Below are 21,281 nucleotides of genomic sequence, written 5' to 3'. Positions count from 1 at the left end.
CCGCCATCCGGGGGATCGGTCCGGGCTAGAGTGGTCGAAGATCTGTTTCATTCGGCCGGTGACGCCGGTCGGTGAGGGTGTTGGGGTTCAGGTGATCACGCAGGCAGGCAGGATGCGCCAGGTCCAGGGCGTGGGCCACGGTGACCACCTGTGCCTGGCGTTCTCCGACAACGCCGAGCAGCGCCGGGTCGTCACCACGTACCTGTCGGACGGTCTGGAACGCGGCGAGCGGGTGCTGTACTTCGCCGACCGCTGCGCTCCCCCGCAGATCCTGGACTGGCTGGGCGCGGCCGGGGTCGACCCCGGACCGGCACTGGCGCGCGGACAGCTTCAGGTGACCACCGCGGCCGACGGTTACCTGGCAGCCGGTTCGTTCGACGCCGACGCCATGGTCACCGCCCTGCGGCAGGAGGTCCGCAGCTCCCTGACGGCCGGTTTCACCGGCCTGCGGGTCAGTGGCGAGATGGACTGGGCGCTGCGGGAGGTGCCCGGCTCCGGGCAGTTGCCGGAGTACGAGACGAAGGTGAACGCGGTGTTCGCCGGGCAGCCGGCCTCGGCGATCTGCCAGTACGACGCCCGCCGCTTCGACTCCGCCGCGCTGAGCACCGCCGAGCGCTGCCACACGGGCGTGGTGGAACTCGGCGAGCTGTACAGCGACGCCCTGCTGCGGCTGGTGCCCGGATTCCGCGCCGGGCAGCCGGCCCTGCACGTGGTGGGCACGGTGGACTACCGCACCACCGCGGCGCTGGCCTCCGCGCTGGAGAAGACCGCGCTCCGGTGGACGGGGGACGTGTGGGTGGACATGGGCAAGCTGGAGTTCATCGACCTGGCCGGGGTGCGGGCACTGGCCCACGCCGCGAGCAGCCTGCCCGCAGGCCGGCGGCTGCACGTGGTGGACCTGGCACCGCTGCTGTGCCAGGTGATCAGCCTGGTCGGCTGGGACCACGAGCCGTCCCTGATCGTCAGCGCCCGGGGGGCCGAGGCATGAGCGACGTCCGCACACCCCTTGCACACCGGGAGAGCCCCGGCGCGGGTCTGACCCACCAGGGTCTGGTCTACGGCAGCGACGAGGAGTTCCTGGCCGCGACCGCTCCGTTCTGCCTGGACGGCCTGCACGACGGCGACGCCGTTCTGGCGGTCACCACCCCGGCCAATACCGACCTGCTGCGTCAGGCCCTGGGGGATGCGGCCGCGCAGGTGGAGTTCGTCGCGGCCGACGACTGGTACCGGGCTCCGGGCCGCACCCTCGGCGACTACTACCGCTACGTCGGCCGGCACACGGCGAAGGGCCGGCACCGGCAGGTGCGGGTGATCGGCGAGCCGGTGTGGCACGGCCGCGACGAGACGGAGACCGCGGAGTGGACCCGCTACGAGGCGGCGATCAACATCGCCTTCGCGAGCTGTCCGGCGTGGATCGTGTGCCCCTACGACACACGGGCTCTGCCCGAGGCCGTGGTCGCCGACGCCCGGCGCACCCACCCGCACCTGCTGACCGGCCCGGCCGCACAGGCCAGTGACCACTACCTCGCCCCCACCGCGCCGGACGGAGCATGGCAGCGGCGACTCGACGGCGGCCCGGCGGGGGGTACGCGGAGCACGATGCGGTTCGGGGCCGACCTGGGCCCGGCGCGGGCCTTCGTGGCCCGGGCCGCGAGCGCACTGGGCCTGTCCCCCGCCGGGACGCAGCGGCTGGTGTTCGCCGTCAACGAGGTCGCCACCAACGCCGTCCAGCACGGAGGCGGCAGCGGGCAGGTGACCCTGAGCCGCACGGGCCATCGCCTCGTGTGCGACATCACCGACCCCGGCCCGGCCGCCGCCGACTGGTACGCGGGCTACCTCCCGCCGGACCCGGCACAGGAACGCGGACACAGCCTGTGGACGGTGCGCCAGCTGTGCGACCTGGTGGAGATCCACACCCACGAGGGCGGAACCAGCGTACGACTGCACCTGAACCTGAGTTGAGCGGACCGCTCCACCGGTCCGGCCCGAAGGTGACCGGACCGGCAGGCACAGCTCGATGGCAGGTCAACAGGCTTTCGGTGCAGGTGTCCTGACCCCTCGGAACCTGCCCGGGCCGCCATGCGAAACTTTTCACATGTCTGGCACCCTGCGCCCCCGCCTCCGTCTCGTCGCAGCCGTCACCGCCGCTGCCGCGCTCGTCCTCACCGGTTGCTCGTCGTCCGGATCATCAGGCAGCACGGACGCGCAGACCGGCTTCATCATCGGCAAGGGCGGCGCGCCGGACGTCGCCGCGGCCGGCCACCGCCAGGACGCGCCGGACATCTCCGGCACCACCCTGGAGGGCGCCAAGGTCTCGCTCTCGGACTACCGGGGCAAGGTCGTGGTGCTCAACCTGTGGGGCTCCTGGTGCGGGGCGTGCCGGGCCGAAGCGACGGAGGTGCAGCGGATCTGGGACAGGTACAGGGACCAGGGCGTCCAGTTCCTCGGCATCAACACCCGGGACAACGACGCCAGGAACGCGATCCGGTTCGAGCAGGAGAAGGGTGTCACCTTCCCCAGCCTGTACGACCCGGACGGCACCCAGATCCTCAAGTTCCCCAAGGGCAGCCTCAACCCGAAGTTCATCCCGACCACCATCGTGATCGACCGCGAGGGCAGGCTCGCGGCCCGCTCGATGAAGGCGCTGGGCAGCGACAAGCTCGAAGCGATGCTCGCGCCGGTCCTGGCCGAGCAGCCGAAGTGATTGCCCCGGGCGGCCCGGGCGGTGCCCGAAGCCGCCGGTGGCGGGCAAGCAGTGGGACGGTGCGGGCGGCGGGGAGCACGGCCGGTCCGGTGCGGGCGGCGCCGTAGCGCTGGACGTTCTGCGGGTGGAGGGCGGCTACTTCTGCGTGGTGCGGCGCCGTCGCACGGGCTTGTCCGACTCGGCCGCCCTGGCCAGCTCGCCCTCGGTCAGCCGGGTCAGCGCGCCGACGAAGGCCTGCCGTTCGCCCTCGGGCAGGAAGTCCAGCACCTCGGCGTGCACGCGGTCAACGATCTCCGCCCCCCGCCGCACCTTCTCGGCCCCCGCCGGGGTCACCTGGATGATCCGGGCGCGCCGGTCCGTACTGGACGGGTGCCGCTCCGCCAGGCCCTCCCGCTCCAGTTCGTCGACGGTCACGACCATCGTGGTCTTGTCCAGGCCGGCGATCTCCGCCAGCCGCGCCTGCGTCTGCTCCCCCTCCATCGCGTGGAGCAGGACGCAGTGCGCCCGCGGCGAACTGTCCACCTCCGCCAGGGCGGCCGACAGACGGGTGTTCATCACGTGCGCGGCGTGCACCAGCATGCCGGTGAGATCGCGGACCGCACGGGCGGGAGGAGGAGTGCTCATGCCGCCAGAGTACGACAGGAACCAGATGGTTCCGCAGCAGGACGATCTGCTCCCGTGGCCGGCGCGGGCGACGCGGCGCTAGCTACCCGACGCCGCCGCATGTCGGGGGCGGGGCTCGACCGCGGCAAGGAAGTCGCGGAAGGCCCGGTCGGTGCGGGCGGTGTCGCCGGTCGCGTCGAGGTCCATCAGGAGACCCCGGATGACGGCGAGGACGAGCGTCGCCAGCTCCGGCCGGCCGATGCTGCGCAGGCCGTCCTCCAGTGGCCCGAGCCAGTCGGTCGTGGCGGTGCGCCGGAAGCCGGGCCACAACTGCTGCACCGTGCTCTCCCGCAGCTGGCCGAACATCTGCAGGTACGGCCGCCCGTCCACACCGGTGATCGAGGTCCAGGCGCGGTCCAGGGTGGCGGTGTAGGGCTCGTCGGATCGCGCCTTCAGGAGGTCGCCGAACGCGTCGAGCTGGCGTTGGCGCGCGTGCCCGAGGACGGCCCGCAGCAGGGCGTCGCGGGTGCCGAAGTGATAGATCAGCATGCGGGCCGAGGTGCCGGTGGCGGTGGCCAGCGGTTCGAGCCGGTCGGGGAGGCCGTGCGCGAGGGCGTGATCGGCGCAGGCGTCGAGCAGCCTGTTCTTGATGTCCGGCTGCGGTCGTCTGCCCATGTCGCCATCTTTTCCCGTAACGACGGCTACGTCTACCGTTGACCGAAAGGCGGTCGAGGCCGTCGAGGCAGACGTGGAGGGCAGCCATGAGAGTCGTGTTCGTGCACGGGGCGTGCGTGCGGGACGGGTCGTGGTGGTGGCACCGCACCGCCGGACTGCTCAAGGAGCGAGGGGTGCTGAGCGTGGCACCCGCGCTGCCGAGCTGCGGGGAGACGGACCTGCCCGCCGGCGCCGGCGGTCCGGGGCTCGCCGAGGACGTCGCGGCGGTGCGGCAGGTGCTGCTGGACAGTGCGGAGCCGACCGTCGTGGTCGCCCACAGCTACGGCGGCATCGTCACTGCGGAGGCCGCCGCCGGTGTCGGGGCGGTACGCCACCTGGTACTGGTCTCCAGCTACCTGCCCGAGGTCGGGCAGAGCCTGTCGGAGTTCGGGGACGGCGGCCCCGCCCCGTTCCTGGACGTCGATCCTGACGCCGGCACCTTCGGGGTCCGCCCCGAGCTGCTGGTGGACACGTTCCTGCAGGACTGCGACCCCGAGGTCCGGGCGCAGGCGGCGGAGCATCTCGCCCGGCAGAGCCTGCGGGTGACCGGACAGCCGGTCGGGGCGGCCGCATGGCAGCAGGTGCCCTCGACGTACCTCGTCTGCGCCCAGGACGGGGGCACCCCGCCGCGCCTGCAGCGCGAGTTCGCCCGCCGGGCCGGCAGCGTGGTCGAGCTCGACGCCGGCCACCACCCGTTCCTCTCCCGGCCCGCCGCAGTCCGGGACCTGCTGCTGGACCTGTGACGGCAGCCGCCGACGCGCCGGGCCTGACCCGTACGGGCTGCGGCCGGGGCCCACGAGGAGTCCCCACCACGGGAAACGCCCGGGCTGCGGCTCAGGCCTCGCACTCTCCTTCGGGGGCATCAGCAGCCGGTGGCTCCGGTGCCGTTCGGGACCACGGCCATCGCCCGCAAGGCGAGTTCCGTGACCGACGCGCCGCCCCTCGGGCGGCTCGGCCCTCACCGGTTGTCAGTGGGTGGGTGCAGGATCAGGGAATCCCGCACCGCCCGAAGATCCGAGGAGGCCCTCCGTGCCTGTCACCAACGACCAGGTCGCCCGACGTCGCTTCCTGCGCGCGCTCTACGCCGACGCGTACTACCCCGACGCTGTCGTCGACCGCGGCCGGGACATCCTGCTGCGGCTGTGCGAGCGGATCGAGGCCGAGCAGCCCTCCGACCTGGCGTCCCTCTACGCGCTCAGCGCCGTCGCCACCGAGGAGTTCAACGCCCTGCAGGAGGCGTTCGAAGCTGCGGACAGCGAGATCGAGACGGTCGCGCGCGAGGAGATCGCCGAGGACTTCGCCTTCGTCGCCGCCGCCTACGGGTTCCCCGGCGCAGACGTGGAGGAGCTGATCGCCGAGCGCGACTGGTGATGTCGCACTTCCTCCGGCGGGGCCGGCGCCAAGCGGCTCAGCCGAGCGGGTCGTTCAGGGCCCAGCCCCCGGCGAGCAGGGAGTCCACCGCCGCCAGCGCGCCGGCCAGTCGCTGCTGCCGGCTGCCGGTCAGTTCCAGCCACGGGGTTCGCCCCGAGCTCAGCAGCTCGCGGAAGCGGCCGGTCATCCAGCCCCGCAGGTGCTCGCCGTCGCGCAGTCCGTCGTCGTGGAAGGGGACGCCCTGGTCCGAGGTGAGCAGGTAGAGGGCGCGCGGCGGCAGCCCGGCGGCCAGGGCCAGGACCTCCGCGGAGGCGGCGCCGAGGTAGCGCTGGTGCCAGACCGTGGTGGCCAGCGCATCGGTGTCGCACACCAGCACCGGGCCGCCGTCCCGGGCCGCCCGCTCCTCTGCCTCGGTCTGGCGGCGGCAGACCATGGCGAAGTCCGCGTCGTCCCACTCGACGTCGAAGACGGTCGGCACCGGTCCGTCCGGGTCGGCCGTCGCCCGGGCCACGGCGAGCTTCGCCACCGTCAGCTCCCGCCCGTACTCGGGCACCCAACCCGTCCGGGCGTGCGGCCCGCCGCGATCGCGCAGTGCGGCGGCCAGTTCGCGGGAGAGCGTGGTGGTCCCGGTCGACTCGGCGCCGAGCACCACCACCCGGCGGCTCAGCCAGCCCCGGACCGGCGGCTCCAGATCCGCCCAGTACCGGACCGGGTCGGCCCGGACCGCCGTCCCGGAGACCGCGAAGGTCTCCCGGCCGACGTCCAGCACCACCGGCGCGGCGTCGAACCGGCGGGCCAGTTCGGCTCCGTACGGCTCGGAGCTGAAGACGGCGTCCACCGGAGCGGTCAGCGCGGAGCGCATCAACGCGACGTGGCCGGCCCAGATCTCCGCGCTGTCGTAGTCCACCGGCAGGTTGTCCACCACCCCGGCCACCCGGACTCCGGGGTGCGCCGCCTCGATCCAGCCGACCCGGGCGGCCAGCGGGATCGACTCCACGTCGGCTGCCATCACCACCACGGTCAGCTCCTCGCAGGCGTCCGCCGCGGCCCTGATCAGGAAGTGGTGACCGGCATGCGGCGGGTAGAACTTGCCGATCACCAGCCCGTGCCGGAACCTCACGCCGCCACCGCCAGGGGGGCGACCGCACCGATTTCACGCCGCCAGCCGCGCAGCCCGGCCACGCACATGGCGAGGAAGAGTCCGTAGACCACGGCGGTCAGGTAGAGCCCCTTGGCGGCGTACAACGGGATGTAGACCAGGTCGGCGGCGATCCAGAAGTACCAGGTCTCCACCCGCTTGGCGTTCAGCAGCCACTGGGCCGCCAGCGAGAGCGCGGTGGTCAGCGCGTCCCAGAACGGCGCGCTGCCGTGCGTCCGGGCGAGCAGTGCGGTCAGCAGCGCGGTGGCCGGTACCAGCAGGAGCAGCAGGACGATCAGCTCCCGCCCGGAGGCCCGCCGGATCTCCGGGCCGAGCCGCTGCTCGCCACCGCGCAGCCACTGCCACCAGCCGTGCGCGGCGAGTGCCAGGAAGACCACCTGGAGCCCGGCGTCCGCGTACAGCCCGGTGCCCGCGAAGAGCACCAGGAAGAAGACGTTGTTAGCCATCCCGACCGGGAAGTTCCAGACTTTCGCCCGCACGGTGAGCCAGACGCAGGCGGCGCCGGTGACGAACCCGAGTATCTCGGTCCAGGACATGTCTGATCCTCCCACTTAATGTCCGAGTGACGATAAGTGGAAGGGCGGATCTGTGCAAGTCCTTGACAGCGCCGGCTCCGCAGTGACCTCGGCGCGCCTGCCGCCCTTTGCCCGCTGCCGCCCGGCGGCGGCCCGAGGTGTACTGCTCGTCCTGGCACCTGTCGGGAGCCCCGTACAGTAGATCCGCCCGAGCGGGTTCGGCTTCTTGGCTTTCCGGAAATCCCCGAACAATCCTGGCGATCTGTGCGGTTCGTCCTACGCAGATACCGTCCGACCTGTCATGACAGGTGCGCCATCAGCTGCTCGGCCCTTGTTGGTATTCCCGGCAGATCAGTCCCGCAGAATTCCGCCGCGGAGACACGGCCTGCACCTGAGCGCCCGGGGATCGATCCTCTTTGCAGCTGTTTGGTATCAGATGAGGGCCGCCGCCAGCAGAGCGGCAGTCCTGGCGACCAGTGGTTCGTCCGCCGGAGCGTCGGCGTCCGGCTTGGTGGACAGGACGGCCAGCACGACGGGCGTCCCGTTCGAGGTCCAGGCGATGCCGACATCGTTGGTGGTGCCGTGGTCGCCGGTGCCGGTCTTGTCCGCGAGGGCCCAGCCCTCGGGGAGCCCGGCGCGGAGGCGGGCCGCGCCGGTGGTGTTGGCGAGCAGCCACTCCGTCAACCGATGCCGGCCGTACGGAGTGAGCGCGTCGCCGAGCACCAGCTCCAGATTGGTCCGCCCGATCGCGGCCGGGCTGGTGGTGTCCGTCACCCGCCCCGGTTCGGCGGAGTTCAGCTCGGGTTCCCACCGGTCGAGCCGCGTCACGTCGTCCCCGACGGACCGGCAGAAGCGGGTGATCGCCGTGGGACCGCCGAGCTCCCGGAGCAGCAGGTTGTCGGCGGCGTTGTCGCTGTGGCCGATGGCGGCGGCGCACAGCTCGGCGACGGTCATGCCGCTCGCGAGGTGCTCGGGCGTGCCCGTGATCGGGGCGTGGCCCGCTCCCGCGACGTCCTGCGCGGTGTACCGAATGCGCCTGGCGAGGAACTCGCCCTCCCGGTCGAGGTCTCTCAGGACGGCGGCAGCGGTGATCGTCTTGTGCACCGAGCAGATCGGGAAGAGCTCATCGGCGCGGTACGTCACGCTGCCGCCCGTGACGACGTTCCGCGCGAACACCCCCAGTCGGGCGCCGTGCTCCTGCTCAAGGCGGGCCAGCTCAAGACGAGCCGGCTCCAGACGGGCCGGCGCCTCGGCAACCGCGTCCTCACGCGCGGGCGCACTGCGCACCGGGCGGGCCGGCCCTCCCGTGGACACGGCGGCGGCGATCACCGTCCCGACCCCCGGGGCGAGCACCGCGCGACGGCTCGGTCTCCCCCCCGGGGGTCTCCACGACGTCGTGTCCGTCAGGCGTTGCCGCAGGGCGGGCAGGGGGCGCAGCGCTCGATCCGGACGTCGTCCACGACGGGCCCGTACGCGCTGTTCGGGGTCGTGCTGGCGAAGGAGACGACGGTGGCCGAGCCGGTGGCCTGGAAGGTGAACTGCCGGTAGACGTAACCCATGTCCCTCAACGTCTTGCCGGTGATGTTGAAGGAGAAGTCCTGGAAGTTCTGCCCGTCGATGAGGGCGGTGCCGGTCTTGAGGGCCGGGGCGCCTGCGGGATTGCCGGCCAGGGCGTAGGTGACGGTGTAGGTCGCGCCGGGGACGGTGGTGAAGGTCTGGGCCACCGCGCCGGCGTTGCCGCCGTTGAGGTCGACGGACTGGTCTCCCTCCGCCGCCTGCCAGAAACCGGCGCCGATCAGGTCGACGTTCGCCGCGGTGACCCGCCACGGCCCGATGCTCTGCCCGGCGGACACGGTGGAGAAGCTGTTGGCCGCCGCCCTCGGGTTCTCGAAGCTGCCGTCGTCGAACCGGCTGACGGTCTGCGCCGAGGCTGTGGCGCCGGCACTGGCGAGCAGGACAGAGGTGGCGGCGATGACGCAGGCGCGCATGGCAAACATGAGCTGTTCCCTCCCGAACTACTGGAATCACACTGAAATAGTGTGCCCACGAATAAGATAGGGAGGGTCAAGGCGCGGAGAAAGCCCCCGAAAGAAAGACATACAATCTCACTCATATTCCGGTCACGGCCGGGCGAATGAGCACCGTACGGGGCCCGCGGCGGCCCTACGGGGCCGCGTCGGCCTCGCCGCCGTCCGCGTAGGCGGACTCCAGCGCCTGGATGTCGATCTTCCCCATCTGCAGCATCGCCCGCATCACCCGCTGGGATCTGACCGGGTCCGGGTCGCTGATCAGCTCGATCAGCCGCCGGGGGGTGATCTGCCAGGACAACCCGTACCGGTCCTTCAGCCAGCCGCAGGCGCTCTCCTGTCCGCCCTCGGTGAGGGCGGCCCACAGCCGGTCGACCTCCGCCTGGTCCTCGCAGCCGACCTGGAGCGAGATCGCCTCGGTGAACGTGAACAGCGGGCCGCCGTTGAGCGCGACGTAGGGCTGGCCGCCGAGTTGGAACGTCACGGTCATCACCGAGCCCGCCTCCCCGGGGCCCGCCTCGCCGTAGCGCTGGACGTCCCCGATCCGGGAGTCCGGGAACAGCGAGGTGTAGAACCGCGCCGCCTCCTCGGCCTGGTCGTCGAACCACAGGCAGGTGGTGATCTTCTGCTCCGGCACGGCTTCCTCCAGCTACTCGGGTCTCTCCCGGACGACGGTAGATCTTCCGGTCCGGGCACGCACCGCAGCGACGCGCCGTCGGGGCGGGCCCGACCGGTGTGACGTCCGCGGTCCCTTCACCCGGACGTGGCACTCCGGCGGGACGGCCCCCGCCCCGACGGCCGCAGTCCCCACCTGGCCGACGTGGGGCCGGCGCCGCGCGGCGTCACAGGCCGTAGCCGTGCCGGCGGGGCCCCGGGCCCGGCGGGCGTGCACTCGTGCCGGGATTCGGTGAGGCTGGGCGCGTGAGTATCTGCAGCGAGCACCCGGTGAGCGCCGAGCAGCTCTTCGCGGCCCTGGTCGCGCTGGGAGCGGAACCGGTCCTCGACCCGGAACTGTGGCCCGAGGGACCGCAGGAGGGGGTCCGCCGGCAACTGCTCGGCGCCCTGCTGGCCACGGTGGAACTGGAGATCACCGTCGCCACCCGGCTCGGGGACGACCAGGAGCTGGACATCGCCGAGGCCGTCCTCGGCTGGAGCGGACAGGTCGGCGATCCCGCTCTGGCCTTCAACGTCCTGGTCAACCGGCTGCAGCGGACCGCGACCCAGTTCATGGACCTCGACGAGGAGATCCCTCCCCCGGGCCTGACCGCGTCGTCCATGGCCATGGTGACCGCGGCGGACACCCTGGACGCCCACCTCCGCTTCGAGGCGGACGACGACCAGGGCGTCCGCCAGGCCCTCGGGCGCGCCGAGACGTCGGTGACCGAGATCCTGGAGAACATGCACGACCTTCGCGTCGCCATCGGTGACGCCGAAGAGATGGAGTGAGGCCGGTCAGCCCCACCAGACCGTGGTACCGGCACCGTCGTCGCCCTGGCCTGCGTCGCGCTGGCCGTCGTCGCGCCGCTCGCCGTCATCCTGGTCGTGGGTGGCGGATCCGGCGCCCCGGGCCGGGTCCGGCTGCTCGGCCCGGAGCAGCTCGGCGATCCAGTCTGCGACGTCGGCCGGCAGTTGGACGGTGCGCTGCTCGTTGTCGTGCGGGGCGCCGACGGTCAGCCACACGTCGCGCTCCGCGCCGGTGCCGGCGGCCTTGTCGGTGAAGTCGTCCAGGGCGTCCGCGAGGTCGGCGGCCGCGCTGGTGCTGTCGCTGCTCATTCGGCCAGCGTAGGAGGTCGGGGCGAGGCGAGCCGTGTAGGCGGGGCCGAGTCGGTCGAGTCCGGTGGACGAATCACGGTTCATGGTGGGCCGGTGCTGCCGGCTCCCCGGGCAACGGCGACGCGCTCGGCCGGCAGTGTCTCCAGCGGGGGCCGCAGCGAGACCGACGTCGGACGCGAAGGCTTCGACTGGCGGGACCCGGCCGCGTCTGTGTGGACGTCGTCACCGTCCCGGAGCCCAGAACGGCGACGAAGAACCGTGTGCACCTGGATCTCGCCACCACCTCCGCGGCCCATCAGACGGAGTTGGTCGCGCGCCTGCGGGCTCTCGGGGCCACGCCCGCCCAGGTGGGGCAGGGCCAGGTGCCGTGGACGGTGCTCGCCGACCCGGAGGGCCACGAGTTCTGCGTCCTGGCCCGGTCCTGACGGCGGCCCCGACGACCCGGGCCGGCACCGCCGGCGTCACGGGTCGGACGGTCCCCCGCGCTGCTGCTGACGGTGGAGGGCGTCCCGCTCGATCTGCTCCAGGCGCTCCAGGGCGGCCAGCCGGCCGCCCGCGAGCCCGGCCGTGATCTCGACCAGGTGGACCGCCAGCGATCGCAGGCCCTGCGGCCCGAACCGCTCCTCGAACCGGTCGAGGATGTCCGCACACGGCCGGGCCGCCGCCGCCGGCGACCCGGCGGCGAGGCGCACCCGTACCAGGGCGACGGCGGACATCTCCGCGTCGTCGCTCAACCGCCCGGGTCCGTGGTTCTCCGTCACCCCGCCATCATCGGCCAACGGCGCCCGCGTCCGTCGGCACTTCCCGAAGGCCGCCGTGCTCGAAGCGGTCCCGGAGGAACCGGGCCGCCTGGAGGTTGGCGGTGCGGGCGGCGTCGACGGCGCCGGTCATGGCGAAGAACCCGTGGGCCATCCCGGGGTAGCGGGTGAGCTCCACCGGCACCCCGGCGGCGGCGAGCCGGGCCGCGTACGCCTCGCCCTGGTCGCGCAGCGGGTCGTACTCGGCGGTGAGGACCAGGGCCGGGGGCAGCCCGCTCAGGTCGGCTGCCCGGAGCGGGGAGGCCAACGGGTGCCCGGCGTCCTCGGGGGCGGTCAGGTAGTGCCGGCCGTACCAGGCCACGGAGTGGTGGTTGAACAGCCACGGGTCGGCGTTGTCGCGCATCGACGCGTCGTCGGCCAGCTGGTCGGTGTTGGGATAGACCAGCAGTTGCCCGGCCAGCGGGAGGTCGCCGTCGGCCCGGGCGAGCAGGGTCACCGCGGCCGCGAGGTTGCCGCCGGCGCTGTCGCCGCCGACCGCGAGCCTGGCCGGGTCGGCGCCCAGCTCCTCGGCGTGGCCGGCGACCCAGCGGAGCGCCGCGTGGCAGTCGTGCACCGCTGCCGGGAAGGGGTGCTCGGGGGCGAGCCGGTAGCCGACGGTGACGACCAGGCAGCCGGTCTCGGCGGCCAGGTCGCGGCAGAGGACGTCGGCGGTGTCGATGCTGCCGAGGGCCCATCCGCCGCCGAAGTAGTAGAGCAGCGCGGGCAGCGGCCGCACCGCGTTCGGCCGGTAGATCCGGACCGGAAGATCGCCGCCGGGCCCCGGCAGTCGGCGGTCCACCACCTCGTAGAGGGGGCGGGGGCTGCCGCCGGCGGCCCGGATCGAGGCCAGGTCGGCGGCCCGGGCCTGCTCGACGGACAGGGTGTAGAGGGGGGCCGCGCCGCTGCGGGCGCGCTGCTCGCGCAGGGTCCGGAGCTGTGGGTCCAGGGGCATGGCGTTGCTCCTATCGGCGGAACGTCGGATGGTCGGCCCGGTCAGGTGTACCGGGTGGGCTGCGCGTGGAGCCGCGAGGTGGCACGGTCGGGCCGGGCCCACCGGTGCAGGGTCACCCGGAAGTCCTCGGTTCCGGACAGGGCGACGGCCGCCCGGTAGCCGCTCGGCGCGGGGACGTCGACGACGCGGTAGTCGCGTGACCAGGCGTCGTCGGGGTTCGCGGCGCTCCCGGTGCCGCTGTCGAGCAGCGGTATCCGCAGCCCCTGGGTCAGCCGGCCGCCGTGCGCCTTGACCAGGGCCTCCTTGCGGGCCCAGAGGCGGGCGAAGTGTTCGGCCCGGCGCGACGGATCCGCCGTCTCCCGGACGAAGCGGGCCTCCTCGGGCGGGAAGTAGCGCTCCGCCATGGCGGTGGCGTTCAACCGCGGCATCGGCAGCACCCGCTGCACGTCCACGCCGACCCGGCGCGACGGCGAGAGCGCCACCATGGCGACGGCCTCCCAGTGCGAGAGGTTGACCTCGGCGCCGGTGTGCGGGCCGGCGAGTTCCGGCTTGCCGTGCGGTCCGTACCGCCAGCGGATGTCGGCCGGGGCGGCCCCGAGCCGCCGGGCGACGATGTGGCGGACGGCGCCGTGGGCGATGACGAAACGCCGCCGGTCCTCGGCCGAGCGGTAGGCCTCGGCGCGGAGCCGTTCGTCGCGGTCCAGCACGGCGAGCAGGCCCGCCAGGGCCGGTCCGGACCACTGGTCGGACACCAGCCACAGCCGCACGGTGTCCTCGGCGCCGGTCACCCGCGCACCGTCGTGACCGCACGGTTCACCGGGCCGGCCGGGTCCGGCGGCTCGGCCCGGTCCCTGACCAGCCGGGCGAGGCGGCGCACGCCCTCCTCGATCTGCGCCGGCTCCAGGGCGCTGCAGGACAGCCGGAGGGCGCGCCGGCCGCCGTCGCCGGCGTGGAAGAAGGCCATCGGGGTCCACAGCACCCCGTAGTCGCGGCCGGAGATCTCCAGCAGGCTCTCGTCGGCGGTGAACGGCACGTCGACCACCGCGAAGAAGCCGCCGTCCGGCGCGTTCCAGCGGACCCTCGGCTCGTCGGCGAAGGAGTGCTCCAGGGCCGCCAGCAGGGTGCGCAGGTTGGCGCGGTAGAACTGGATCTTCTCCTTGACCGCCGTCCTGAGGCTGCACCCGGACTCGACCAGGAAGCCGCCGACCACGGCCTGCGCCACCGGCGAGGTGTTCACCGTGAGCAGGCTCTTCACGGTGGACAGCTCCTCCGCGAGCAGCGTGCGCCGGCCCTGGGCGTCGATCACGCTCTGGTCGGCGACCAGGAACCCGATCCGGGCGCCGGGGAAGCAGGACTTGGCGAAGGAGCCGAGGTAGACCACCCGCTGGTCGGTGTCCAGCGCCTTGAGCGCGGGCCGGGGTTCGTCGTCCAGCCCGAACAGCCCGTAGGGGTCGTCCTCCAGGATGAGCAGGTCGGCCTCCGCCGCCACCTCCAGCAGCCGGCGCCGGGCCGGTACCGGCATCGAGACCCCGGACGGGTTGGCGAAGTTCGGCACCAGGTAGAGGGCGCGCGGACGGCGGCCGCCGGCCCGGACGGCGCGGGCGACGGCGAGCACGGCCTCCGGGTCGAGGCCGTCCGCCGTCTCGGGCACCGGCACGACCTCGATGCCGAGCAGCCTGGCCGCCCCGGTGAAGCCGACGTAGCAGGGCTCGACGGCGAGCACCACGTCGCCGGACCGCGCGCACAGCCCGCGCAGCGCGATGACCATGGCCTCCTGGGCGCCGGTGGTGACCATCACGGCCTGCTCGGGCACCGCGATCCCCTCGTCCAGGAGGAGCATCCGGGCGATCAGCGTGCCGAGGTAGCCGTTGGTCCGGCCGTACTGCATGAGCTGGCGGCGGCGCTCGTCCGCGTCGAGGCCGAGCTGCTCCAGGTGGGCGAGGTAGCTGCGGAGGTATCGGTCCAGGTCGTCGGTGCTGTGGAAGGCGTCGTGCGGGCGGCCGGCCGCCAGCGAGACGGCGTCGGGGAAGCGGGCCGAGACCTCGTTCAGGAAGTTCATCGATGCCGACGCCGGGTCGGACACCGACGCGTGCAGATCCTCGCGTGCCAGTTCTGTCGTCATCGTCCGGCCGTCCCTCGTGTCCCTCATCGGTCTGTCCCTCGGGTGACCGCGACTGCGGACCGGTCGACGGCCGCCAGGGCGGGCCGGCCGGTGAGTGCCATGGTGTGGGCGAGCTCCTCGGTCGCCAGGTCGAGCACGCCGGCCACGCCGGCGGCGCCGGCGGCGGCCAGCCCCCAGAGGACCGGACGGCCGAGCAGGACCGCCCCGGCCCCCAGGGCGAGCGCCGCGAAAGCGTCGGCGCCACTGCGGACCCCGCCGTCGAACAGGACCGGGCAGGCGGCGCCGACCGCGTCCACCACCTCCGCCAGCGCGTCCAGGCTCGCGGGCGCACCGTCCAGCTGCCGGCCGCCGTGGTTCGAGACCACGATCGCGTCGGCCCCGTGCTCCACGGCGAGCAGCGCGTCCTCGGCGGTGAGGATGCCCTTCAGGACCAGCGGCAGCCCGCTGCGCGCGCGCAGCCAGGCCAGGTCTGCCCAGGTCACCGACGGGTCGACGGCCTCCGCCGTGTGCACCGCCAGCGCGGAGCGGCCGGCGCCGGAGCGGTGGGCCGAGGCCATCAGCGCCGGGTCGAGATTGACCGCGGCGATGCCGGACGGGATCGCGAAGCCGTTGCGGGCGTCCCGGTGGCGGCGCCCCAGCTGTGGTGCGTCCACGGTCAGCACGATCGCGCGGTAGCCGGCTGCGGCGGCCCGGTCGGCCAGCGCGGCCAGGACGTCGCGGCGGCGCAGCCAGTAGAGCTGGAGCCACAGTGGCCCGGCGGCCTCGGCGGCGATGTCCTCCAGGGTGCGGCTGGCGAAGACGCTGACCACGTAGAGCGCCCCGGCCGCGCCGGCGCCCCGGGCGGTGGCGACCTCGCCGTCGGGGTGGGCCAGCCGGTGGTAGGCGGTGGGCGCGATGCCAACCGGGGTGGCCAGTGGGGCGCCGAGGAGTTCCGTCCCGGTGTCGCAGGCGGAGACGTCGACCAGCACCCTCGGTCGCAGCGTCACCCGGGCGAAGGCACGCCGGTTGGCGTCGACAGTGCGCTCGGTGCCGGCGCCGCCCTCGATGAAGTCCCAGACCTGGTCGTCGAGCCGGCGCCGGGCGAGGTCCTGGTAGTCCTCGATGCGCAGCGGGCCCGGGGAGGCAAGGGGCGCGGCGGTCACGGGCGCGGCAGTCACGGGCGCGGCGGTCACGGGCACGGTCACCTGGACACCCCGTCGGCGCCGTCCAGGTCGACCGTGGCCAGCGAGAGGTGGTGCAGTCCGGCGTCGTGGTCGGCCAGCAGCAGCCTGCGCGGCCCGGTGGACGGCCCGGCCAGCTCGCCTGCCAGCTCCCACCACACGCCGGTGCCGGGCTGTCCGGCGTCGGCGAACCGCAGATCCGCGGGCAGCGCGTGGGCGGCCCCGGCGACCGGCACACCGCCCAGTACGGCGGTCACCGGCTCCGGGCCGCCGCCGAGCAGGGCGAGTTCGGCGGCCCGCGCCTCACCGGGGGAGTCCGTGGGCAGGAGGTGCGTACCGACCCGGGAGATCCTGGCCGCCCGCTCCCCCGGCAGCGGTTCGCCGAACAGCAGCGCCACCCCGCGGCTCCCGGCGACCTCGGGCACGGGGACTCCGGGGTGGTAGGGCAGCGAGTCCTGTTCGACCACCAGCAGCAGCGCCCGCCGGAGCCCGCCCGAGCGCGCGTAGGCGTCGACCAGGCGCAGCGCGGTGAACGCGCCGGCCGCGCCCTGGTCGCTGACCGCGAAGGCCATCGGGGTGCCGGGGCAGACGTGGCTCAGGTAGGTGGTCGTGGCGCGGCCCGGGGTGATGTCGGGGATCGAGTGGGCGAGCACCAGCAGGTCGACGGACTCGCCCGCGGGCACGATCGCGTCGATCAGCGTCTCGGCCATCTCCCCGTAGGACTGGCCGTCACAGCTCACGGCGTCGGGCCCCAGCGCGTCCGGGTCGAGTTCGCGGCCGTACGGGCGCAGCAGGTCGGCCAGGTAGCGCCGCAGGCGTTGGGCGTGGACGGGGTCGCCGGCCAGCGCCGCCGGCGTCGGGAAGGCCAGCCGCGCGGCGCGGCGGATCCCCCAGGCGGGCGACGGCCCGTCGGCGGTGGTGGCGGCGCCGGTCGCGGCGGCCGGTGCGAAGGTGCGCATCGTCACGCTTCCGGGAGCAGGTTCCCGGCGACGTAGTCGGCCAGGGAGCCGACCGTGCCGAAGTCTTCCCGGCCGAGCTCCTCGACGCTGATCTCCAGCTCCAGGCGTTCCTCCAGCTCCAGGATGAGTTCGAGGCCGCTGGTCGAGCTCATCCCGAGGGCCTCCATCAGCGTGGTGTCGGCCGTGGCCCCGGTCACCTCGCGCTTGAGCACGTGCGGGAGCAGGGCGCAGATGCCTTCGACCATCTGCTCGCGCAGGGCCGGGTCGATGGCTGGGAGGGCGGTGTCCCGCTCCGTCATCGTGGATCCTTCGGTGGTGGTTCGTGGGTGGGTGGGGGTGTCAGTGCTGGAGGACCATGGCCGAGAAGGTGGCGCCGCGTCCGGCGCCCGCGGCGGCCATCACGTAGGGCTCGCCCGGCCGCAGCAGCCCCCGCTCGCGCGCCGTGCGGTAGTTGACGAGGTTGTCCGCGCAGAAGACGTGGCCCGCCGTCGCCACGTTGTCGAGCACGACCCGCTCGCGGGGGTAGCCGAGGGTGCGGCAGACCTGGTGCCAGGCGACGTTGTTGACGTTGTGCGGCAGGATCACCCCGATCGCGTCCATGGTCAGCCCGGCCCGGCCGACGGCGGCGAGGATCGCCTCCGCCAGCGCGTCGGAGTAGATCCGCTGGAACTCCAGGGCCTGTTCCTCCGCGTCGCTGTCGAACTCGCCCCGGAGGTCGGCGGCGTAGGACAGCACCCGGTCGCGGTCCCCGGAGGGGGCGACCAGGCAGGCCGAGGCGCCCTCGCCGAAGAACGAGGTGTCGGGGACCATCCCGGCCTCGGGGGTGAACGCCTTCTCCCCCGCCAGGACGAGGGCGAGGCCGTCCGGGTCGTCGTCGGCCGCGAGCAGCCGGCCCGCCACGTCGATGGCCAGCAGGCCCGAGGCGCAGGCGTGGTGGCCGACCGCGAAGACCGTCGCCCGGTCGAGGCCGAGCTCCCGGCACAGCTCCCGGACGGGGTTGTGCGGGTACGGCACCACGGTCGGGAAGGTGCGGGCGTGCAGCACGTAGCGGACGTGCTGCTCCCGGCCGCGCAGGGCGTCCAGGCCGGCGACCGCTCCGCGCAGCAGGTCGAGCAGGCTGCCGTCCGGATCGCGGGCGACCTCGCCGAGCTTGTGGTAGCGGCGGAAGATCTTGACCTGCATCGAGGTCAGGCCGAACTCCCCGGCCAGCTCCTCGATCGGCACCCGGCCGGGCGGCAGGTGGTCGGCCACCGCCAGCAGCGCGGTCACCGGATCTGCTCCGCGTCCTGAACCGGCTCCCGCTCCGGCTCCTGCCCCGCAGGCGCGGCGCCGACCAGCGGCCCGGTGCGCGTGCCCGGGTCGAGGGCCGCCTCGACCGCGAGCGCCTCCACGCCCAGGGCGAGCGCCTCGGCGTGGTCGGAGGAGAAGTAGCGGGTGTTCGTCTGGATCTCCATCAACAGCGCGTCGGGGAGGTCGTCGAAGGCCACGTAGAACGCGTCGACCTGCTCGTCGCTCTCGTGGATCCAGCGGAACCCGCTGTCCTCCCGCGCCTTCCGCAACTGCCGGGCCAGCTCCTCGGGGTCCGACGCGATACCCTCCTCCCGCGGCCGGTTGGCCGTGCGGTCGTTGAGGAAGACCTGCACGTCGACGCGCTCGCCCCGCTCCTCGGAGACCCTGGCGATCAGTTCGTTCAGCTTCTCCGGGTGGAAGTAGGCGTGCTTGTAGGTGGCCAGCGCGCCGCGCCGGGTCAGCTCGACCACCTCGTCGACGGTGCCGTCCCCGATGTCCAGCACCGAGATGCCGGCCTGGGCGACCATGCACACCACGTCGCTCAGGTCGGACCGGAAGCGGTTGTTGACGACGGGCCGGACCACCACCGGGCCGGCGACGTTGATCCGCCGCAGCGCGATCGCGTACAGGGCCTGCAGGACGATCTGGGTGTCGGTGCCGGTCCGCTCGACGATCAGCGGCACCGCCAGCCGCAGGGCCCGGGACTCGAACAGGCCGACCCGGTGCCGGGGGGTGCCCTGCTCCGGCGACGGCGGGAACCGGCGGGCCGGGATCGTCCTGAGGGCCCGCTCCCAGTGGCGCAGGGCCTTGTCGTTCTGCCGCTGCCCGGCCGGCGAGCGCTGCCAGCCGGCCTGCTCCAGCGGCTGCAGGCCGGTGACCGGCGCGGTCGACCGCTCCTGCACCTCGCGGAGCATGATCGTTCCGCCGACGGCATCGGTGACCAGGTGGCTCATGATGCTGACCAGCTGGACGGCCAGGCCGTCCCGCACCACCACCGCCATCCGCACCGGCCATTCGGTGGCGTACGCGAAGTCGACCGACCGGTAACGCTGTTCGACCGCGCTCGCGACCTCGTCGGGGTCGGCGTCCCCGGCGTCGTAGACCTCCAGGGTCGTGCTGCCGGAGCCGAAGAGCTCCTGGGTGGGCCAGCCCGCCGCGTCGAACCTGAGCAGGGTCCGCATCGAGGGGAACCGGCTCATCAGGTAGCGCAGTTCCTCGGCCACGGCGGCGACGGTCGTCCCTGCGGGCAGGGCCATCCGGCCGCCGATGGGCAGCGAGCTGCGCTGGTCCACCATCGCGTGCCAGATCTCCCACATGCCCCAGGACATCTCGTCGACGCCCGAGCCGACGCCGGTGAAGTCCACGGCCACCCGCTCGTCGGGCTCCCGGACGGGTGCCTGCTGGAGAGCTGTCTCCTCGACGGGTGCCTGCTGGACCGGTGTCTCCTGGCCCGGTGTCTCCTGGCCCGGTGCCTGCCGGTTCTCCGGGTCGCTCATCGGGCCGCCGCCGTCTCTGCCAGGTGTCGCTGGCGCATCAGGAACTTCCGTACTTTGCCGGTCGGGCCGAGGATCAGCTCGTCCTCGGAGATGGCCACCACCCTGCGCAGGGTGGCCGCCGCGGCCTCGGTCAGCGCGGCGCGCACCGGCGGGGTGCGGTCGGTGTCCGGGTCGGCGGTGGCGTGCAGGGCGAGCAGCACGTCGGTGACGACCCGGCCGTCGACCTCCAGCGACACCACCGTGCAGTCCTGCACGTCGGGGCAGTTCGCGAGGATGCGCTCCTCGCTCATCGCCGTGTAGAGCCATTCGCCGCCGCCCAGGTCGACGGCGTCGACCGCCCGGTCGACGTGGAAGTAGTAGCCCTCCTCGTCGCGGTACATCAGGTCGCCCGTGAGGTAGTAGCCGTTCAGGCGGTTGCGGTAGGTGGCGGACGAGTCGTTCCAGTAACCGGGGGCCAGCGACGGCGCCTTCAGCCCGAAGTGCCCGACCTCGCCGACCCCGACCTCGCGGCCGGTGCGGGTGTCCAGCAGCGCGACCTCGGCGAAGCCGTGCGGCACCCCGACGCAGCGCCCGTAGCGCTCGGTGTCGGTGCTGTGGGTGATGTGGAACGCGGAGTGGCCCATCTCGGTGGAGCCCAGGCCGTCGACGAAGCTGGACCCGGGGACGCGCCGCACCCCCTCGCGGGTGACCGTCTCCCGGGAGCCGGCCGCGACCAGGTGGCGGATGTGCGGCTCGTGCGCGCAGTCGCCGGTGTTGAACCAGAGGGACACCGACTCCAGGTCCCGGCTGCCCAGGTCGTGGCGGGCCATCTGGGCCCAGGTGGCGGCGAAGCCGAGGACGCCGGTCGGCCGCCAGCTCTCGATCGCGTCCACCACCGCCGCGCCGTCGTTCTGGGTGGACAGGAACAACAGCTCGCTGCGGTTGCACAGGGCCAGGTTGAGCGCCGAGATGCCGGCGGCGTGGGCGGCCGGCAGCGCGCTGAGGATCCGGGCCGTGCCCCTCGCCCGCGGTGACGCCAGCCGGAACAGCCGGGTGGCCGCGAACAGGCTGTCGTTGGAGTGCACGACCGCGGCGGGCATCCGGGTGGTGCCCGAGGAGTGGGTGATGGCGATCGGGTCGTCGGCGTGGTGCCGGTAGTGCTCGGGGGCGAGCGCCGGGTCCCCGGTGCCGGTCTCGGCGGTGTCGCCGTGGACGCGCACGCCGAGGTCCTCGCCGGCCAGCCGGGCCCGGTGCTCCGGGTCGGTGAGCAGTCCGACGCCGCGCAGCCGCCGGATGTACTCGGCGGCGATGTCGCCGGGGATGTACTGGTTCATCAGCGCGGGGATCGCGCCCAGCCAGGTCAGCGCCAGGAAGTTCAGCAGGCAGTCCGCCGAGCTGGACACGTAGACCGCGACCGGGTCGCGCGGGCCGACGCCCTGCTCGTGCCACCAGGCCGCCCTGGCCGCCACCCGCTCGCGGAGTTGGCCCAGGGTCAGCCCGTGCCCCGCCGGGTAGCCGTCGACGGGGACGTCGAAGGCGGCGCCCGGCCCGTCCGGGTCGGCCCCGTGCTCGAACAGCTTGGGCAGCACGTTGCCCGCGCCGAGGCCGGGGTCGGCGGCCAGCCGCGCTCTGATGTTGGTGCCCGTCACTCTGCGCTCCT

The 21,281-nt window shown here is 73.5% G+C and carries 24 protein-coding genes and 1 pseudogene; 7 read left to right on the top strand and 18 right to left on the bottom strand.

Translation table 11 applies throughout. The features are described from left to right. Window positions 1–91: 91 nt before the first annotated feature. The 3 genes from ACFUK0_RS07195 to ACFUK0_RS07185 all read left to right on the top strand — a co-directional run bounded on the left by ACFUK0_RS07195 (window position 92) and on the right by ACFUK0_RS07185 (window position 2,704). Window positions 92–988: an MEDS domain-containing protein gene (locus ACFUK0_RS07195; protein ID WP_380247092.1), complete on the top strand. Its 897-nt coding sequence runs from the start codon at window positions 92–94 to the stop codon at window positions 986–988. Then, entirely contained in the window at window positions 985–1,962 is a 978-nt protein-coding gene (locus tag ACFUK0_RS07190) for an anti-sigma factor RsbA family regulatory protein (protein ID WP_380247090.1), read from the top strand. The genes ACFUK0_RS07195 and ACFUK0_RS07190 overlap by 4 nt, the downstream gene beginning before the upstream one ends. 133 nt (window positions 1,963–2,095) lie before the next feature. Next, on the top strand, window positions 2,096–2,704 hold the full coding sequence (locus ACFUK0_RS07185) for a TlpA family protein disulfide reductase (RefSeq protein ID WP_380247088.1): 609 nt from the start codon (window positions 2,096–2,098) through the stop codon (window positions 2,702–2,704). Between the two features lie 135 nt (window positions 2,705–2,839). On the opposite strand, the gene ACFUK0_RS07180 is transcribed toward ACFUK0_RS07185, so the two are convergent. Continuing rightward, complete coding sequence (locus tag ACFUK0_RS07180) at window positions 2,840–3,328, bottom strand: MarR family winged helix-turn-helix transcriptional regulator (RefSeq protein ID WP_380247086.1); 489 nt, start codon at window positions 3,326–3,328, stop codon at window positions 2,840–2,842. Window positions 3,329–3,406: 78 nt separating this feature from the next. Then, entirely contained in the window at window positions 3,407–3,982 is a 576-nt protein-coding gene (locus ACFUK0_RS07175) for a TetR/AcrR family transcriptional regulator (RefSeq protein WP_380247084.1), read from the bottom strand. 86 nt (window positions 3,983–4,068) lie between these two features. Here ACFUK0_RS07175 and ACFUK0_RS07170 point away from each other — a divergent pair, with 86 nt between their 5' ends. Beyond that, a complete protein-coding gene (locus ACFUK0_RS07170) occupies window positions 4,069–4,764 on the top strand; it encodes an alpha/beta fold hydrolase (protein ID WP_380247082.1) in 696 nt (231 codons plus the stop codon). 286 nt (window positions 4,765–5,050) lie between these two features. Then, complete coding sequence (locus ACFUK0_RS07165; protein WP_380247081.1) at window positions 5,051–5,392, top strand: DUF5713 family protein; 342 nt, start codon at window positions 5,051–5,053, stop codon at window positions 5,390–5,392. 37 nt (window positions 5,393–5,429) lie between these two features. Here the strand turns inward: ACFUK0_RS07165 and ACFUK0_RS07160 are convergent, their stop codons facing one another. From ACFUK0_RS07160 to ACFUK0_RS07140, 5 genes are all read right to left on the bottom strand, one after another. Next, a complete protein-coding gene (locus tag ACFUK0_RS07160) occupies window positions 5,430–6,512 on the bottom strand; it encodes an AAA family ATPase (protein ID WP_380247079.1) in 1,083 nt (360 codons plus the stop codon). Then, on the bottom strand, window positions 6,509–7,087 hold the full coding sequence (gene pnuC, locus ACFUK0_RS07155; RefSeq protein WP_380247077.1) for a nicotinamide riboside transporter PnuC: 579 nt from the start codon (window positions 7,085–7,087) through the stop codon (window positions 6,509–6,511). Before pnuC ends, ACFUK0_RS07160 begins: the two co-directional genes overlap by 4 nt. A 411-nt stretch (window positions 7,088–7,498) precedes the next feature. Continuing rightward, window positions 7,499–8,419: a class A beta-lactamase gene (gene bla / locus ACFUK0_RS07150; protein ID WP_380247075.1), complete on the bottom strand. Its 921-nt coding sequence runs from the start codon at window positions 8,417–8,419 to the stop codon at window positions 7,499–7,501. 50 nt (window positions 8,420–8,469) lie between these two features. Beyond that, the gene (locus ACFUK0_RS07145) at window positions 8,470–9,063 is read right to left on the bottom strand and encodes a choice-of-anchor C family protein (protein ID WP_380247073.1); all 594 of its coding nucleotides are present in this window, start codon (window positions 9,061–9,063) and stop codon (window positions 8,470–8,472) included. A 166-nt stretch (window positions 9,064–9,229) separates the two neighbouring features. Beyond that, a complete protein-coding gene (locus ACFUK0_RS07140) occupies window positions 9,230–9,730 on the bottom strand; it encodes a VOC family protein (RefSeq protein WP_380247072.1) in 501 nt (166 codons plus the stop codon). 284 nt (window positions 9,731–10,014) lie between these two features. Between ACFUK0_RS07140 and ACFUK0_RS07135 the strand changes: the two genes are divergently transcribed. Then, entirely contained in the window at window positions 10,015–10,539 is a 525-nt protein-coding gene (locus ACFUK0_RS07135) for a hypothetical protein (protein WP_380247070.1), read from the top strand. Between the two features lie 6 nt (window positions 10,540–10,545). Here ACFUK0_RS07135 and ACFUK0_RS07130 read toward each other — a convergent pair whose 3' ends face one another. Continuing rightward, on the bottom strand, window positions 10,546–10,866 hold the full coding sequence (locus ACFUK0_RS07130; RefSeq protein WP_380247068.1) for a hypothetical protein: 321 nt from the start codon (window positions 10,864–10,866) through the stop codon (window positions 10,546–10,548). A gap of 140 nt (window positions 10,867–11,006) precedes the next feature. Here ACFUK0_RS07130 and ACFUK0_RS07125 point away from each other — a divergent pair. Further along, window positions 11,007–11,279 (top strand): annotated as a pseudogene (locus ACFUK0_RS07125) (VOC family protein); the annotation flags it as partial. Window positions 11,280–11,327: 48 nt separating this feature from the next. Here ACFUK0_RS07125 and ACFUK0_RS07120 read toward each other — a convergent pair. The 10 genes from ACFUK0_RS07120 to ACFUK0_RS07075 are packed head-to-tail and all read right to left on the bottom strand — an operon-like array spanning window position 11,328 to window position 21,270. After that, entirely contained in the window at window positions 11,328–11,627 is a 300-nt protein-coding gene (locus tag ACFUK0_RS07120) for a hypothetical protein (protein WP_380247066.1), read from the bottom strand. A 7-nt stretch (window positions 11,628–11,634) separates the two neighbouring features. Further along, the gene (locus ACFUK0_RS07115; protein WP_380247064.1) at window positions 11,635–12,615 is read right to left on the bottom strand and encodes an alpha/beta hydrolase; all 981 of its coding nucleotides are present in this window, start codon (window positions 12,613–12,615) and stop codon (window positions 11,635–11,637) included. Between the two features lie 41 nt (window positions 12,616–12,656). Further along, the gene (locus ACFUK0_RS07110; protein ID WP_380247062.1) at window positions 12,657–13,403 is read right to left on the bottom strand and encodes a 4'-phosphopantetheinyl transferase family protein; all 747 of its coding nucleotides are present in this window, start codon (window positions 13,401–13,403) and stop codon (window positions 12,657–12,659) included. Next, window positions 13,400–14,737: a PLP-dependent aminotransferase family protein gene (locus ACFUK0_RS07105; protein WP_380247061.1), complete on the bottom strand. Its 1,338-nt coding sequence runs from the start codon at window positions 14,735–14,737 to the stop codon at window positions 13,400–13,402. The genes ACFUK0_RS07110 and ACFUK0_RS07105 overlap by 4 nt, the downstream gene beginning before the upstream one ends. A gap of 23 nt (window positions 14,738–14,760) precedes the next feature. Then, entirely contained in the window at window positions 14,761–15,909 is a 1,149-nt protein-coding gene (locus tag ACFUK0_RS07100) for an alpha-hydroxy acid oxidase (RefSeq protein ID WP_380247057.1), read from the bottom strand. An 8-nt stretch (window positions 15,910–15,917) separates the two neighbouring features. After that, entirely contained in the window at window positions 15,918–16,856 is a 939-nt protein-coding gene (locus tag ACFUK0_RS07095; protein WP_380247055.1) for a hypothetical protein, read from the bottom strand. A 2-nt stretch (window positions 16,857–16,858) separates the two neighbouring features. Continuing rightward, entirely contained in the window at window positions 16,859–17,155 is a 297-nt protein-coding gene (locus ACFUK0_RS07090) for a phosphopantetheine-binding protein (protein ID WP_380247054.1), read from the bottom strand. A gap of 40 nt (window positions 17,156–17,195) precedes the next feature. Further along, a complete protein-coding gene (locus ACFUK0_RS07085; protein WP_380247051.1) occupies window positions 17,196–18,125 on the bottom strand; it encodes a 3-oxoacyl-[acyl-carrier-protein] synthase III C-terminal domain-containing protein in 930 nt (309 codons plus the stop codon). Beyond that, window positions 18,122–19,642, bottom strand: a complete 1,521-nt coding sequence (locus tag ACFUK0_RS07080) for a condensation domain-containing protein (RefSeq protein ID WP_380247050.1) — start codon at window positions 19,640–19,642, stop codon at window positions 18,122–18,124. Before ACFUK0_RS07080 ends, ACFUK0_RS07085 begins: the two co-directional genes overlap by 4 nt. Further along, complete coding sequence (locus tag ACFUK0_RS07075; protein ID WP_380247049.1) at window positions 19,639–21,270, bottom strand: class I adenylate-forming enzyme family protein; 1,632 nt, start codon at window positions 21,268–21,270, stop codon at window positions 19,639–19,641. The genes ACFUK0_RS07080 and ACFUK0_RS07075 overlap by 4 nt, the downstream gene beginning before the upstream one ends. Between the last annotated feature and the right edge of the window lie 11 nt (window positions 21,271–21,281).

The sequence above is a fragment of the Kitasatospora sp. NPDC057223 genome (assembly GCF_042669755.1).
Classification (GTDB): domain Bacteria; phylum Actinomycetota; class Actinomycetes; order Streptomycetales; family Streptomycetaceae; genus Kitasatospora.
This window is presented reverse-complemented; position numbering and strand designations above follow the sequence as displayed.